This window comes from Streptomyces rubellomurinus (genome assembly GCF_000961885.1).
Lineage (GTDB): Bacteria > Actinomycetota > Actinomycetes > Streptomycetales > Streptomycetaceae > Kitasatospora > Kitasatospora rubellomurina.
Genome location: NZ_JZKH01000020.1, coordinates 65077 through 78210, shown reverse-complemented (window position 1 = coordinate 78210; position 13134 = coordinate 65077). Strand labels below are relative to the sequence as shown.

13 protein-coding genes are annotated in these 13134 nt (G+C 76.7%); 6 read left to right on the top strand and 7 right to left on the bottom strand.

The features are described 5' to 3' along the window. Positions 1 to 52: 52 nt before the first annotated feature. The gene (locus VM95_RS12710; protein WP_045695611.1) at positions 53 to 601 is read right to left on the bottom strand and encodes a PadR family transcriptional regulator; all 549 of its coding nucleotides are present in this window, start codon (positions 599 to 601) and stop codon (positions 53 to 55) included. Between the two features lie 154 nt (positions 602 to 755). On the opposite strand from VM95_RS12710, the gene VM95_RS12705 reads away from it, so the two are divergent. Next, a complete protein-coding gene (locus tag VM95_RS12705; protein ID WP_045695608.1) occupies positions 756 to 1568 on the top strand; it encodes an alpha/beta fold hydrolase in 813 nt (270 codons plus the stop codon). Between the two features lie 10 nt (positions 1569 to 1578). Here VM95_RS12705 and VM95_RS38810 read toward each other — a convergent pair whose 3' ends face one another. Further along, the gene (locus tag VM95_RS38810; protein WP_052707330.1) at positions 1579 to 2946 is read right to left on the bottom strand and encodes a HEAT repeat domain-containing protein; all 1368 of its coding nucleotides are present in this window, start codon (positions 2944 to 2946) and stop codon (positions 1579 to 1581) included. 93 nt (positions 2947 to 3039) lie between these two features. On the opposite strand from VM95_RS38810, the gene VM95_RS12695 reads away from it, so the two are divergent. After that, a complete protein-coding gene (locus tag VM95_RS12695; RefSeq protein ID WP_045695605.1) occupies positions 3040 to 3552 on the top strand; it encodes a hypothetical protein in 513 nt (170 codons plus the stop codon). 30 nt (positions 3553 to 3582) lie between these two features. Here VM95_RS12695 and VM95_RS12690 read toward each other — a convergent pair whose 3' ends face one another. Then, positions 3583 to 4041 carry a DUF6210 family protein gene (locus VM95_RS12690; protein WP_045695683.1) on the bottom strand — a complete coding sequence of 153 codons (459 nt, stop codon included), beginning with the start codon at positions 4039 to 4041 and terminating at the stop codon, positions 3583 to 3585. An 82-nt stretch (positions 4042 to 4123) separates the two neighbouring features. On the opposite strand from VM95_RS12690, the gene VM95_RS12685 reads away from it, so the two are divergent. Further along, positions 4124 to 5641 (top strand): hypothetical protein, encoded by a 1518-nt coding sequence (locus VM95_RS12685; RefSeq protein WP_045695600.1) that lies wholly within the window; start codon positions 4124 to 4126, stop codon positions 5639 to 5641. Positions 5642 to 5659: 18 nt separating this feature from the next. Here the strand turns inward: VM95_RS12685 and VM95_RS12680 are convergent, their stop codons facing one another. Further along, positions 5660 to 6595 carry a LysR family transcriptional regulator gene (locus VM95_RS12680; RefSeq protein WP_045695598.1) on the bottom strand — a complete coding sequence of 312 codons (936 nt, stop codon included), beginning with the start codon at positions 6593 to 6595 and terminating at the stop codon, positions 5660 to 5662. A 138-nt stretch (positions 6596 to 6733) separates the two neighbouring features. Here VM95_RS12680 and VM95_RS12675 point away from each other — a divergent pair, with 138 nt between their 5' ends. Both VM95_RS12675 and VM95_RS12670 read left to right on the top strand, forming a co-directional pair. Further along, the gene (locus tag VM95_RS12675) at positions 6734 to 7984 is read left to right on the top strand and encodes an MFS transporter (RefSeq protein ID WP_045695596.1); all 1251 of its coding nucleotides are present in this window, start codon (positions 6734 to 6736) and stop codon (positions 7982 to 7984) included. A 51-nt stretch (positions 7985 to 8035) separates the two neighbouring features. Continuing rightward, entirely contained in the window at positions 8036 to 8608 is a 573-nt protein-coding gene (locus tag VM95_RS12670; RefSeq protein WP_045695594.1) for a cysteine hydrolase family protein, read from the top strand. Positions 8609 to 8613: 5 nt separating this feature from the next. On the opposite strand, the gene VM95_RS12665 is transcribed toward VM95_RS12670, so the two are convergent. After that, entirely contained in the window at positions 8614 to 9333 is a 720-nt protein-coding gene (locus VM95_RS12665; RefSeq protein ID WP_045695591.1) for a DUF6193 family natural product biosynthesis protein, read from the bottom strand. Further along, positions 9330 to 10412, bottom strand: a complete 1083-nt coding sequence (locus tag VM95_RS12660; protein WP_045695588.1) for a protein kinase family protein — start codon at positions 10410 to 10412, stop codon at positions 9330 to 9332. Before VM95_RS12660 ends, VM95_RS12665 begins: the two co-directional genes overlap by 4 nt. Before the next feature lie 97 nt (positions 10413 to 10509). On the opposite strand from VM95_RS12660, the gene VM95_RS12655 reads away from it, so the two are divergent. Continuing rightward, the gene (locus VM95_RS12655; protein ID WP_045695584.1) at positions 10510 to 11154 is read left to right on the top strand and encodes a DUF4262 domain-containing protein; all 645 of its coding nucleotides are present in this window, start codon (positions 10510 to 10512) and stop codon (positions 11152 to 11154) included. Here the strand turns inward: VM95_RS12655 and VM95_RS12650 are convergent. Beyond that, complete coding sequence (locus VM95_RS12650; RefSeq protein ID WP_045695582.1) at positions 11087 to 13081, bottom strand: heavy metal translocating P-type ATPase; 1995 nt, start codon at positions 13079 to 13081, stop codon at positions 11087 to 11089. The two genes, VM95_RS12655 and VM95_RS12650, sit on opposite strands and share 68 nt — an antisense overlap. Positions 13082 to 13134: the final 53 nt, after the last annotated feature.

The window sequence follows — 13134 nt, the reverse complement described above, 5'->3', positions numbered from 1 at the left end:
GTGTGACGGCAGCCCCCGGCCCCGCACGGGGGCCCGCCCGCCGGGACCGGCGTCAGGGCGCGCCTGGGGCTGCCGACTCGGCGTCGAGTTCGGCGATCGTCTCCCGCAGCCAGGCGCGGTCGGCGCGGCTGGTGCCTGCGGCGAGGGTGAGCATGCCGCGGCGGAAGCGGTCGTCCATCTCGGTGGCGCGCACCGGCTTGCCGTCCGCGTAGAAGTAGCTGGCCGGGCGGTCCATGAACTCCAGTCGGCGGCGCAGCACGCGGGCCTGGTCGGCCGGGTCGGGCAGCCGGCCGAGGAAGGCGAGCAGGACGAGGAACGAGTTGCGGTCGGTGATCTCGACCTCGGCGGGTTCGCGGAGTCGGCGCAGCAGTTCTGCCTGGCCCTCGGCGGTGAGGGACAGCACTTGGCGCGGGGTGGCGCCGCGGCCGGGCTCCTCCTGGCGGTCCAGGTGTCCGGCCTTGCGAAGCCGGTTCAGCGCGGGGTAGAGCGCGCCGTCGCTGACGGGGCGGACGTGGCCGGACAGGCCGGAGATGCGGGCCCGCAGCTCGTAGGCGTGCAGCGGCTCTTCGGCCAGGAATCCAAGGATGCTCAAGCTCAGCACGCCGCCATCGTAGCGGCCGACCCACGATCAGTGTCCACTCGATCAGAGCCCACTCGATCGGAGCCCACTCGATCAGTGTTGACTCGATTCGAGTGCCACGATTAGAGTCACCGACTGTCTGACCGTCCGCCAGATCACGCCGGAGGAAAGCACCATGACCGAGATCGTCGTCGGCAACGCCCGCGTCCAGTACCGCGCCGAAGGCAGCGGGCCCGGCCTGGTGCTCGTCCACGGCACCGGCCCCGGGTCGGTCACCTGGGACGCCCTCAGCGGCGGGTTCACCGACCGGCACACCGTGCTGCTGCCCGACCTCTCCGGCAGCGCCCGCGTCGAGGACGACGGCGCCGACCTCACCGTCGAGGTCCTCGCCGAACAGGTGGCCGCGGTGATCGAGCACGCGCGCCAGGAGCAGCGCCTCGGCCCCGGCCCGGTGGACGTCGTCGGCCACTCGCTGGGCGCCGTCACCTCCGCCGCCCTGGCCGCCACCCGCCCCGACCTGGTCCGCCGGCTCGTGCTGGTCGCGGGCCTCGGCCACGCGGAGGACCCGTACTTCCGCACCGCCACGGGCGTCTGGCTGGACCTCGCCCACGACCCCGAGGCCTTCGGCCGGTACAGCGCCCTGGTCGCCCTCAGCCGCCGCCACCTGCGCACGGTCGGCCACGAGGTGGTCGAGCACGTCGCCGGTGTCATGCGGCCCACCAGCGGCATCCTGCGGCAGCTCGACCTCGTCCGCCGCCTCGACATCCGCCACCTGCTGCCGCTGATCCAGGCCGAGACGCTGGTGGTCGGCTGCGCCGAGGACGCCCTGGTGCCCGTCGAGAACGCCCGGGAGCTGCGGGCCGCGATCCCCGGCAGCAGCTACGCCGAACTGGACTGCGGCCACGTCTTCCGCGCCGAGCGGCCCGCCGAGTTCACCCGGCTGACCAGGGACTTCCTGCAGGCGACCAGCCTGCGGACCGCCGCCTGACCCGCGGGCGTCAGACCGGCAGGGCCCCCGCCGGGTGGCCGTGCCGCCGCCCGCAGGCGGTGAGGGCGAGCACGCCGTGGCCGGTGACGGCGACCCGCGGGCCCAGGCCGCCGGGGTCGACGGAGAGCCGGGCGGCGATGGTGGAGGCGTCGCAGGTGTCGGGGATCCCCAGCTCCTCCTTCAGCTGCCGGCGCCGGGCGAGGAACGCCTCGGAGTCGTACGGGTCGACCCCGTCGAAGGCGCCGGCGGGGAAGCCGTCCTGGTGCGGCAGGAGGTAGCCGGCCTCGGCCGGGTGCCCGGGGCCGTCGTCGCCCTCCTCCGCCGCCAGGTGCCCGTCGTAGTGGCGCACCACCTCGCCGCCCTCGGCGACGCACCAGGCCGTCCAGCCGTCGGCGCAGCTCGTCCCGTACCACTGGGCCGAGCCGAACCGGCGGCTGAGCTCCGCGCAGCGCTGCCGCACCACCGGCGGGAGGGCCGCCTCCGGGTCGTCCGCGTCGTCGACCCGGTGGGAGTCCTCGGCGGTGTCGCCGAAGACCAGCGTCCAGCCGTCCAGGCCGGGGCTGACGAAGACCCGGGCGCAGCGCTCGTGCGGGCGGCGGTCCACCCACCCCTGGTCGGCGATCCAGGCCGCCTCGCCGGTCCGGAGGGTGACGGGCTCGGCGTCGGAGAGGTCGAAGGCCGCCAGGACGGCCTCCTGGTCGGTGGTCGGCACGGCGTACCAGCACCCGCTCGCGTGCATGGCCTCCGGCAGCTCGGCCGCCAGCTCGATCGCGGTCAGCCGCCGCCAGGCGGCCCGGTCCCGGTCGTCGAGCGCGGCCGGCCCGCCGATCGCCGCGAGCGCCTCCAGCGCGCCGGCCCGCACCCGGGGGCCCGGCGCGGGGCGGCGGCGCACCCGCCGCAGTGCGGGGACGGCCGCGCTGCCGATGCCCCGGAGGGCCAGGACGGCCCGGTCCCGGACGGTGCCCTCCCGGTCCCCCAGCAGCGGGACCAGCCGGTCGACGAACCCGGCCGCGGCCTCGCCGCGGTCCTGGAAGGCGGACAGCGCGCAGGCCCGGACCCCGCTGCGCGGGTGGTCCAGCAGCGGCAGGTAGGCCGCGAGGTCGGCCACCTTCACCCCCGCCAGCGTGAACGCCACCCGCCGGGCCACCTCCCGCGTTCCGGCGTCCTCGGCCGCCCGCACCAGCGGCGCGAGGGCCGGCTCGCCGACTCTGCGCAGCACGTCGGACGGCACGATCCAGTCGACGGGCGACGCGACGTCGCAGAGCAGGCCCAGCACGGCCGGGACCACCGCCGCGCCCCGCGCCACGAGGGCGTCGCGGGCCGCCCGGGTCTCGTGGAAGGTCCCGGAGAGGTCGTCGGTCAGCGTGCGCACGTCCATGGCGCGCACCCTAGCCGGGCACACCGACAACCGGCCCGCGATCGCCGCAGCCGATGCCGTAACCCGCTTCGCCGAACGGGAGTTGGGCAGGGCATGACGAATCCCTTCCCCGAGCCGCCCGCCTCGCCGAGCCCCGCCCGCCGGGCCCGGGCCGCCGCCGAGCGCGCGGACCGGGTGCGGCGCGAGCTCCGCGAACTGGCCGGGAGCGAGCAGCCGGACGCCCAGCGGCGGCTCGCGCTCCTGGTCGCGGTGGAGGCGGCGACGGCGGCGGCCGGACGGGCGGCCGCGTGGGTCTTCGAACTCGCCGCCCGCACCGCCGACTTCGACCTGGCCGAGTTCGGCGCCGCCGTCCTCACCTGCGGCCAGGAGCTGGACCCGGCGGACCACGACACCGGGGGCGTCTCCGCGGACGTCGCGCTGGTGCTGAACGGCTTCGTGCTGCCCGGCACCGGCCTCACCGCCGGGGAGCGGCGCGCGCTCACCGAGCTCGGCGCGGCGGCGCTCGCCCTGAGCGGCGCCGTCGCCGGCGGCCGCGCCGCCGCGGACCTGCCCCCGCTCACGGCCCGGCTCGACGGGATCACCGGCACCGGCCGCGCCGCCGCCTGAAGGAAGCGCGGTGAGGCCGAACGAACCGCGTCAGTCCGAGTTCTCCCAGACCAGCACCCCCGGCCCGTCCGGGGTCAGGACCGGGAGCCAGGCCTCGGCGGCCTCGGCGAGGCGGGACTCGTCGAGCACCAGCGACGGCGGGAAGGGCTCGTCGGTGCCCCCGGAGCCGTAGATGCCGAAGTCCCGGACGGCGGCGCGCACCCGCTCCAGCACCTCGGGCGACCACACCCGGCCGCGGTGGCCCCAGCCCTTCAGCTCGCCGACGAAGATCTTCCGCAACTCCTCGTCCGGGTCGGCCCCGTACAGCGGCACGAGGTACCCCTCCTGCTCGTACTGGTCGCAGCTGTAGCCGCCGCACTGGTTCTGGTAGACGACGCCGGTGGGCGCGGCCACGATGACGAACACCCAGCCTCCGCCGCACCCGTCCGGGTCGAGGAAGACGTAGCGCTTCGGGGCGTCAGCAGTCGGCAGCGGCTGGGCAGGAGTCATGCGGGCATGGAACTCCAGCCGCGCGCCGCAGGCCACCGAATATCCGCCCCCGCCCGTGCGGGGCGCCTGCGATGATGGCCCGATGTCCGCCACCCCCCTCGCCGAGGCCCTGCTGCGCGGCGTGGCCGCCAACCCGGCCGCGCCGTCCGAGGTCCTGCTGCGCCTGCTGGCCCCGGCCGGGCGCCCCGCCTGGCCCGTCCTGTGCGGGCAGCGCGCCCTGCCGCCGGACGTCGTCGAGGCGGTGCTGGCGCACCCGGAGTCGGCGGTGCGGCGGGCCTTCGCCCGCAGCCGGTGCGCCGCGCCCGAGCAGCGCGGCCGGCTGGCCGACGACCCGGAGGCCTTCGTGCGCATCAGCCTGGCCTCCGGTCCGCGGCCCCGGCTGGGCCCGCCCGAGCCGCTGCCGGACGCCGTCCTGGCGGCGCTGCTGACGGCCCGGGACGGGGACCACCCGGGCGAGCAGAGGTTCACGGCGGGCGAGATCGCCGAGGAGCTGGAGTTCTCCGGCCAGATCCCGCAGGCGTTCCGCCGCGCGCTGCTCACCCACCCGCACCCGGCCCTGCGGGCCAAGGCCACCGGCCTGTGGCTCTGGCTGGCCCCCGAGCAGCGCGCCGCCCTGCTGGCCGACCCGGACGAGGCCGTCGCAGCGGCGGCCCGCCGCCGCGACCGCGAGCTGGACCCGGCCGCGATGGAGGCCGACCTCCCGGACCGCGACGGGCACACCCGGAACATGCTGCTCGTCAACTACGCCGTCTCCCACACCGTCGCCGAGCGCTGCCTCGCCGAGCGGCGCAACCTGTGGTCCCTCGCCGCCAACCCGCACACGCCGGCCGCCGCCGTCGCCCGGCTCGCCCGCGACCCCGACCCGAAGGTGCGCGAGCGCGTCGCCGCGCGGGCCGACCTCGACCCGCCGCTGCTGGCCGAACTGGCCGAGGACCCGGACGAGGCCGTACGGCTGCGCGCCCTGGTCCAGCCGCTGCCCCGCACCTGGCCGCAGCGCAGCGCCATCGACCGGGTGCGCGGCTGCGGCACCGCCTGCGGGGCCCGGTCCACGGCGGAGTGCGTCGGCCCGGTCCCCGAGATGGTCCGCGAACCGGAGACCGCCTGGTACGCGGCCTGCGCCGACTCCCCGCACCCGCTGCTGCGCCGGGTCGCCGCGACCTGCCGGCTGCTGCCCGAGGAGGTGGTGCACCGGCTGGCCGCCGACCCCGAGCCGGACGTCCGCCACCTGCTGGCGCTCAACCACCCGCTGGCGCCGCCCGCCGCCGTCCTCGACGCCTTCCTCGCCCTGCCGCGCCGGCGCCCGTACCTGCTCACCCTGCCGCGCCTGCCCCGCACCGGGCTGGCGCACCTGCTCGGCCACCAGGACGCGGAGGTCCGCGCCCTGGCCGCCGGCGACCCCGCCCTCCCCGCGCCGCCCACCGCGCTGCTCACCGACCCGGACGGGCCCGTCCGGCGCGCCGCCGCGGCCAACCCGCTGCTCGCGCCCGCCGTGCTCGACGCGCTCCTGGACGGCCCGGACCCGGACGCCGCCGAGGGCGCGGCCGCCAACCCCGGGCTGCCCGCCGCCCGCCTGCACGCCCTCCTCGACCGCTGCGGCTGACGCCCGCCGGAAGGGCCGTCAGTCCGGCAGCACCCACCCGGGCCGCCACGTCCCGGCGGCGTCGTGCCCGCCGCCGACCGCCGCCAGGTGGGCGCGGAGGGTGGCCAGCGCCGGGTGGGGGTTGTCGCGGTGCCACAGCAGCGAGTGCGGGTAGACGGGCACGGGGCCGGTCACCGGGATGCGCCGCAGGTCGTGGCCGGCGGGCCAGACCAGCCTGGTCCGCTCGCTCATGAAGGTGGCCAGGGCCGGGGTGTCGGCGATGGTGTCGAGCAGCACGTCGGAGCCGAAGTTGGGGCCGGTCGCCTCGATGGTGAGGCCGAACTCGGCGACCAGGTCGTCGTAGTAGGCGGCCCACTCGGTGCCGGGAACGATGCCGGGCATCCAGATCCGGTGCCCGACCAGCTGGTCGAGGGTGACCGACCGCGCGCCCGCCAGCGCGTGCCCGGGGCCGGTGAGCAGTTCCAGCGGCTCGTCGAGCACCCGGGCGGAGGCGATGTCCTCGGGCAGCGGCCGGCCGGGTGCGCGGACCGCGCGGAAGGAGGCGTCCACCGCGCCGGAGCGGATCGCGGTGACGGCCGCCTCGACGTCGAACAGCATCACCACGTCGAGGTCGATCTCGGGGTACGCGCCGTGGAAGCCGCGCATCAGGCTCGCCCCCGCGCCGCGCGAGGCGAGCACGTCGACGCGCAGCGGCCGCCGCCCGGCCCGCACGGAGCCGACCGCCCGCTCGGCGACGCGCAGCAGTTCGCGCGCGTGCGGCAGGAACGCCTGCCCGTCGATGGTGAGTTCGGCCCCACGCGGGGTGCGGGTGAACAGCCGGACGCCGAGGTCGCGTTCCAGCGTCGCGATGCGCTTGGAGACGGCCTGCTGGGTGAGGCGGAGGTCGGCGGCGGCCTTCTGGAACTGGCCCGCTGCGGCGACGGCGGCGAAGGTGCGTACGGCTTCGAGGTCCACGCCCACCGACCCTAGTGCACAACGATCGGTTGTGGGACGCGGCCGCGTCGGTTGTTTGACCTGTGCTTGTGCCGGGCGGTTGGCTCTCCCCGGTCAACGTCGGTTTGTCCGGGTGGGTTCGGGACGGGAGTGCGGAGCATGGTGCGCAGGAGGCCGCTGGGCCGGCAGTTCGGCTGGCTGTGGGCGGCGTACGCGGTGAGCGCGTACGGGTCCGGGCTGGGGTTCGGGGCGTTACCGCTGATCGCCGTGCTGGCGCTGGACGCCGGCCCGGCGCAGGTGTCGGCGCTGTCCGCGGTGGGGCCGGCGGTCGGCGCGCTGATCGCGGTGCCGCTGGCGCCGTGGGTGGAGTTCCGGCGCAAGCGCCCGGTGATGATCGCGACGGACCTGGTCCGGTTCGCCGCCATGGCGTCGATCCCCGTCGCGTACGCCCTCGGCCTGCTCGGCTTCGCCCAGCTGCTGGCGGTCTCGGCGGTGGTCGCCGCCGCCAGGATCGCGTTCGGCGCGGCCTCCGGCGCGCACCTCAAGGCCCTCGTCCCCCCGGCGGACCTGCTGGTCGCCAACTCCCGCTTCGAGTCCACCAACTGGAGCTCGATCGCGATCGGCCCGCCGCTCGGCGGCGCGGCGATCGGCCTGCTCGGGCCGGTCATCACCGTGATCGCCGACGCGCTCAGTTACCTGCTGTCCGCACTCGGCATCACCGCGATCCGCGGCCGGGAGGAGCCGCCGCCGCGCCCGTCCACCAGGCCGGGCGTCCGGGCCGCCGGCCTGCTGGACGGCTGGCGACACATCCTCGGCGATCCCGGCCTGCGGCCGCTCTACCTCAACCAGCTGCTGGTCTCCGGCCTGATCATGGCCACCGAACCGCCGCTCGCCGTCCTCCTGCTGCGCGACCTCCACTTCCCGCCCTGGCAGTACGGCCTGGCCTTCGCCCTCCCCTGCCTCGGCGGACTGGTCGGCTCCCGGCTCGCCCCGCGCGCCGTGGCCCGCTACGGCCGCCGGTGGGTGTTCCGGACGGTCGGCACGCTGCGCGCCGTCTGGCTGATCGGCCTGGCCTTCGTCCGGCCGGGCGTGGTCGGCCTGGCCACCGTGATGGCCGTCGAGCTCGCGATCATCGTGCACATGAGCCTGCACACCCCGGTGGTCGCCACCTACCGGCTCGAACGCACCCCCGCCCACCTCCTCGCCCGCACCCTCACGGCCTGGTCGATCGGCTCGCAGGCGTCCATCGCCGTCTGCACCGCCCTGGGCGGGCTGCTCGCCGCCGCCACCGGCCCGCGCACCGCGCTGCTGGCCGCCGGGCTGCTCATCCTGGCCAGTCCGCTGCTGCTCCCGCGCGGCGACGACCTGGCGTCAGCACCGGAGCGCGAACCGGCCGGCCACCGCGCCTGACCACCCGCACAACCGCCCGCACACCCACGCCACACGAAGGAGACACCCCGCATGAGCACCGCCCTCCTCGTCCTGGACTGCCAGCCCGCCGTGCTGGCCGCCCTCCCCGCCGACGCCGACCGGGAGGCCCTGCTCGACCGGCTCGCCCGGGCCGCCGCCGAGGTCCGCGCGGCCGGCGGCACCGTCGTCCACGTGCGCGCCGGCTTCACCGAGGCCGACTGGGACGCCGTCCCGGCCGCCAACCGGGCCTTCGCCCCGATCGCCGAGTACCGGGCCCTGCACCACGAGGACCCGGCCACCGCCGTCCACGAGCGGCTGGCGCCCCGGGACGGCGACCTGGTCGTGCGCAAGACCCGCTTCGGCGCGCTGTCCACCACCGGCCTGGACCGGAGGCTGCGCGAGCGCGGCGTCAGCGCCCTGGTCGTCGCCGGGCTCACCACCAGCGGCGCCGTGCTGTCCACCGTCCTCGACGCGGCGGACCGCGACTACCGGCTGGCCGTGCTGTCGGACGGCGTCGCCGACCCGGACGCGCAGGCCCACGAGGTGCTGCTCCGCCGGGTGCTCCCCACCCGGGCGCAGGTCGTCGGGACCGCCGGCCTGGCCGCCCTGCTCGGCGGCGGCTGAGCGGGTCAGCCGGCCGCCTCGAACTCCGCCGTGATTCGGTCGACGGCGATCGCGACCGCCTCCGCCGCCGTGGCCACACGGGTCTCCGCCGAGCCCTCCGCGCCCCACTCCGACACGCGGAACGTGCCGCCTCCCTTCGGCGCCGACAGGGTGGCGAAGCTCGGGACGAACGGGCGCGGCAGCCGGGAGAAGCGCAGCGCCCAGTGGCTGGTGAAGGGGTAGAACCGCCGCAACCGCGGTTCCGCGTAGGCGGCTTCGACGAGTGCCAGGTGCTCGGGCCAGTCGGTGTCCCGCGCCTCCTTCAGCCGGTACTGCCACTCCGCGGCGATCACGTCGACGGCGTTGCCGTCCGGCACCTCGAAGCGGCCGGTCAGCACGTCGAAGCCGGCGATCCGCCCGATCTCGTCGACCGACGCCCCACGGGCCCACGCCGCCATCACCGCGGGGACCTGGCCGAGCTCGTCGGTGACCCCCGAGAGCACCATCCCGTTGGTCGCCCACGCGCTGACCCACCAGCGCCGTTCGTGCACCCAGCCGGAGACGGCCACCGCCTCCCGGTGCGGCAGCACGGAGGCGGCCGCGGCGCGCCGCAGCGGATCGCCGTCGTGGGCCTCGGCGTCGAGCACCAGGCCCTGCTCCGCCGCCAGGGCCCGCAGCGCGGCGGCGAGGCTGCCGTGCCGCGCGATCTCCGGGTACAGGACGGCCGGATCGGGGGCTTCGCTCATCGCGGGGTCACTTCCTCAACGTCGGACGGGGAAAGGGAGAGGGTGGCGGCCGGGTACGGAACCCGCTTGGTCCCGGTCAGCAGCCGGCGGTGGAACTCGTCCAGGACGAGGGCAGACCGGGCGTGCCGGTCGAGGATCGCGGCGAGGTCGGACGGGACGCCGGCGGGCCCGCGGCCGGCCGCCCAGGCGCGCAGCAGCCCGTCCGGGTCGGTGCCGGGCGGCAGCCGGTCGAGCAGGTGGTGGCGGATCAGGTGGCTCGCGGTGTGGTGGTGGTCGTAGCCGAGGTGGTCGGCGAGGAACCGCCGTTCGTCCCGCGTGAGTTCGAAGTCCGCGCTGAGGGCGAGGCCGAAGTCCGCGAAGTGGATCCGCCGGCCGTCGGTGAGCAGGTTGCGCAGGTGGGCGTCGAAGTGGACGAGGCCGTGGGCCCTCATGAAGGCGGCGCCGCGCGCCAGTTCGTCCGCCGCCCAGGTGGACACGGTGCCCCGGCCGTCCGGCGCCACGGCCTCGCGGTGCTCGTACAGCCAGGCGCCGAGGGTGTGCGGCACGTGCTCCAGAAAGAGCACCAGGCTGTGGGTGGACCGCCCGATCGCCTCCAGCCGGGCGCGCACGGCGGGCGAGCCGTCCCAGTGCGCGACCGCGCCGTCCACGCCGCCGAACTCGTCCGCGAAGTCCTCCGGCGGGGTGTCGGGCAGGACGCGCCAGTGGTGCGTCAGCGGGAAGCCCTCGTAGGCGCGCGCCAGCACCCAGTGGGTGGTCATCGCGTGCACGGCCAGCTCCCGCCAGGCGCCGAACCCGGCCGAGCCCAGGCCGTACTGGTAGAACATCGGCAGGCCGAACAGGTTGGCCGTCGACCGGACGTGCTCGGGGTGCAGTTCGAGGTCCGTCAGCGGCACCCGCTTGACGAAGACCGGCGTGCCGTCGACCTCCAGCTCCGCGCACCGGCCGCCGACCCCCGAGCCGGCCGGGGCGGCGGCGGCCACCAGCTCGGCGAGCCGGCGGTCGCTGAGCAGGGCGAGCCGGGTGGCCACCCCGGCGTGGGCGGCGACCCGCTCGGCATGGTCGAGGAAGAGCTGGCGCATCGGTGCCTCTCGGCTGGTGTTCGGACGAACGCGGACCGCCCGAAACCCTATCCACCCAGGTGACGGGCCCGCCCACGGCGTCTGCTGGGATTCCCGGGTGACCGACGAGACCACCACCACGACCGCCTCGCCGCCCTGCCCCTGCGTGCTCTGCGACCCCGCCGCCTCCGCGACCGTGCTCGCACGGGCGCGCCTGCGGCGGCGCTGGGCCACGCGGACGGCGCACGTGCGTGAGTACGGCTGGCACGTGGTCGGCGTGGGCGGCGGCGGGGAGGTGCCGGACTGGGCCTTCACGGTGGGCCTGTGGCACTCCTTCCGGCTCCCGGAGGTGGTCATGGCCGGTCTGGAGCTGCAGGGGATGATGCACTGGCTCAACGACGCCGCCGCGCTGCTGCGGGACGGCGCGCCGACCGCACCGGGCACGCTGCTGCCCGACGTCATCGAGGGCTACCGGCTGCGGATCGAGCCGGTGGACCCGAGCTGGCACGGGCCGCTGTTCGGCACCTGCCGGTCACCGACCACCCCGAGGGCGCCTGGACCGAGGAGGCCGCCCGGGTATAGGCCCCCTCACAGCCCGGCGAGCAACGCGTTCAGCGGCGTCGGCCTGCCGGTCGCGCTCGAAGCGGCCGCGCTCGCCCTCGTCGCACTGCCCGGTCGGCCGCAGACCTCCCCGGTCACCCGGCCGCGGCGTCGGCGCGGGCCCGTCGCCAGGCGGATTCGCGCAGCAGGCGCAGCCCGTTGAGGCCGACGAGGACGGTGGAGCCCTCGTGGCCGAGGACGCCGAGCGGCAGCGGCAGGGTGGCGACCAGGTCCCAGACGATCAGGGTGGTGATGAACACCGAGGCGATGGCCAGGTTCTGCACGACGAAGGAGCGGGCCCGCCGGGAGAGCGCCACGACGGCCGGGACGGTGGCGAGTTCGTCGCGCACGATGACGGCGTCGGCGGTCTCCAGGGCGAGGTCGGAGCCGGCCCGGCCCATCGCGATGCCGGTGTGGGCGGCGGCGAGGGCGGGCGCGTCGTTGACGCCGTCGCCGACGACCAGCACCCTGCGGCCGGCGGCCTCCTGCTCGCGGACGGCGTCGACCTTGTCCTTCGGCAGCAGCCCGGCGCGCACGTCGGTGATGCCGACCTCGGCCGCGAGGTGGGCGGCGGCGCGCGGGTTGTCGCCGGTGAGCAGCGCGGGGGTGCGGCCGGTGAGGCGGGCCAGGGCGGCGACGGTCGCGGCGGCGTCGGGCCGCAGCCGGTCGGCGATGCCGAGCACGCCGACCGGGACGCCGTCCGCCTCGACCAGGACGGCGGTGCGGCCGGCCTCCTCCAGTTCGGCGGCGATGACGGCGGCGCGGGCGGCGGCGGAGTCGGTCCGGCCGTTGATCAGCCGGGCCGGGGTGCCGACCGCGACGATCCGGCCGTCGACGGCGGCGGTGACGCCGACGCCGGGGGTGGAGGCGAAGTCCTCGGCCGCGGCCAGGGCGAGGCCGCGGGTGCGGGCGGCGTCCACGACGGCGCGGGCGAGCGGGTGCTCGCTGGGGTGCTCGGCGGCCGCGGCCAGGGCGAGCAGGTCGTCCTCGGAGAAGCCGGAGCCCGCGAGGGGGCGCAGGTCGGTGACGCGCGGGGTGCCCTCGGTGAGGGTGCCGGTCTTGTCGAGCGCGACGGCGTCGGTCCGGCCGAGGCGTTCCATCACCACGGCGGACTTGACCAGCACGCCGTGCCGCCCGGCGTTGGCGATGGCGGAGAGCAGCGGCGGCATGGTGGCGAGCACGACGGCGCACGGCGAGGCGACGATCATGAAGGTCATGGCGCGCAGCAGCGAGCCGGTGAACGCGGCGCCGAAGGCCAGCGGCACGGCGAACACGGCGAGGGTCGCGGCGACCATGCCGAGCGAGTAGCGCTGCTCGACCTTCTCGATGAACAGCTGGGTGGGCGCCTTGGTCTCGGACGCCTCCTCGACCATCGCCACGATCCGGGCGATCACCGAGTCCGAGGCGTCCCGTTCGACCTTGACCCGCAGGGCGCCGGTGCCGTTGAGGGTGCCGGCGAAGACCTCGTCGCCGGCCCGCTTGGCGACGGGCAGCGGTTCGCCGGTGATGGTGGCCTGGTCGACCTCGCCGGCGCCGTCCAGCACCCGGCCGTCCGCGCCGATCCGTTCGCCGGGCCGGACCAGGAGCGTGTCGCCGACGGCCAGCCGCCCGGTCGGCACGCTCTCCTCGGTGCCGTCGTCCAGCAGCCGGGTGGCGGTGGCCGGGGCGAGGTCGAGCAGGCCGCGCACCGAGTCGGCGGTACGGGCGGTGGCCAGCGCCTCCAGCGCGCCGGAGGTGGCGAAGATGACGATCAGCAGCGCGCCGTCCATGAGCTGGCCGACCGCGGCGGCGCCGAGCGCGGCGACGATCATCAGCAGGTCGACGTCGAGGGTCCTCTCGCGCAGCGCCCGCAGGCCGGCCCAGGCGGGCTCCCAGCCGCCGGCGGCGTACGCGAGGGCGTAGAGCGGGCCCCAGGCCCAGCCGGGGGCGCCGGTGAGCTGGAGCGGCAGGGCGAGCAGGAACAGCGCGGTCGCGGCGGCGGCCCAGCGGGCTTCGGGCAGGGCGAACACCCGGGTGCGGCGGCGGGGTGCGACGTCCGGGCGGGGCGGGGCCGGGGGTGCGGGGAGCACGGCCAGCGTGGAGGAGGACATGAGCGGGGAACCCTTCGGGGCACGGCGGGGCCGACGACCCACCCACCATACAT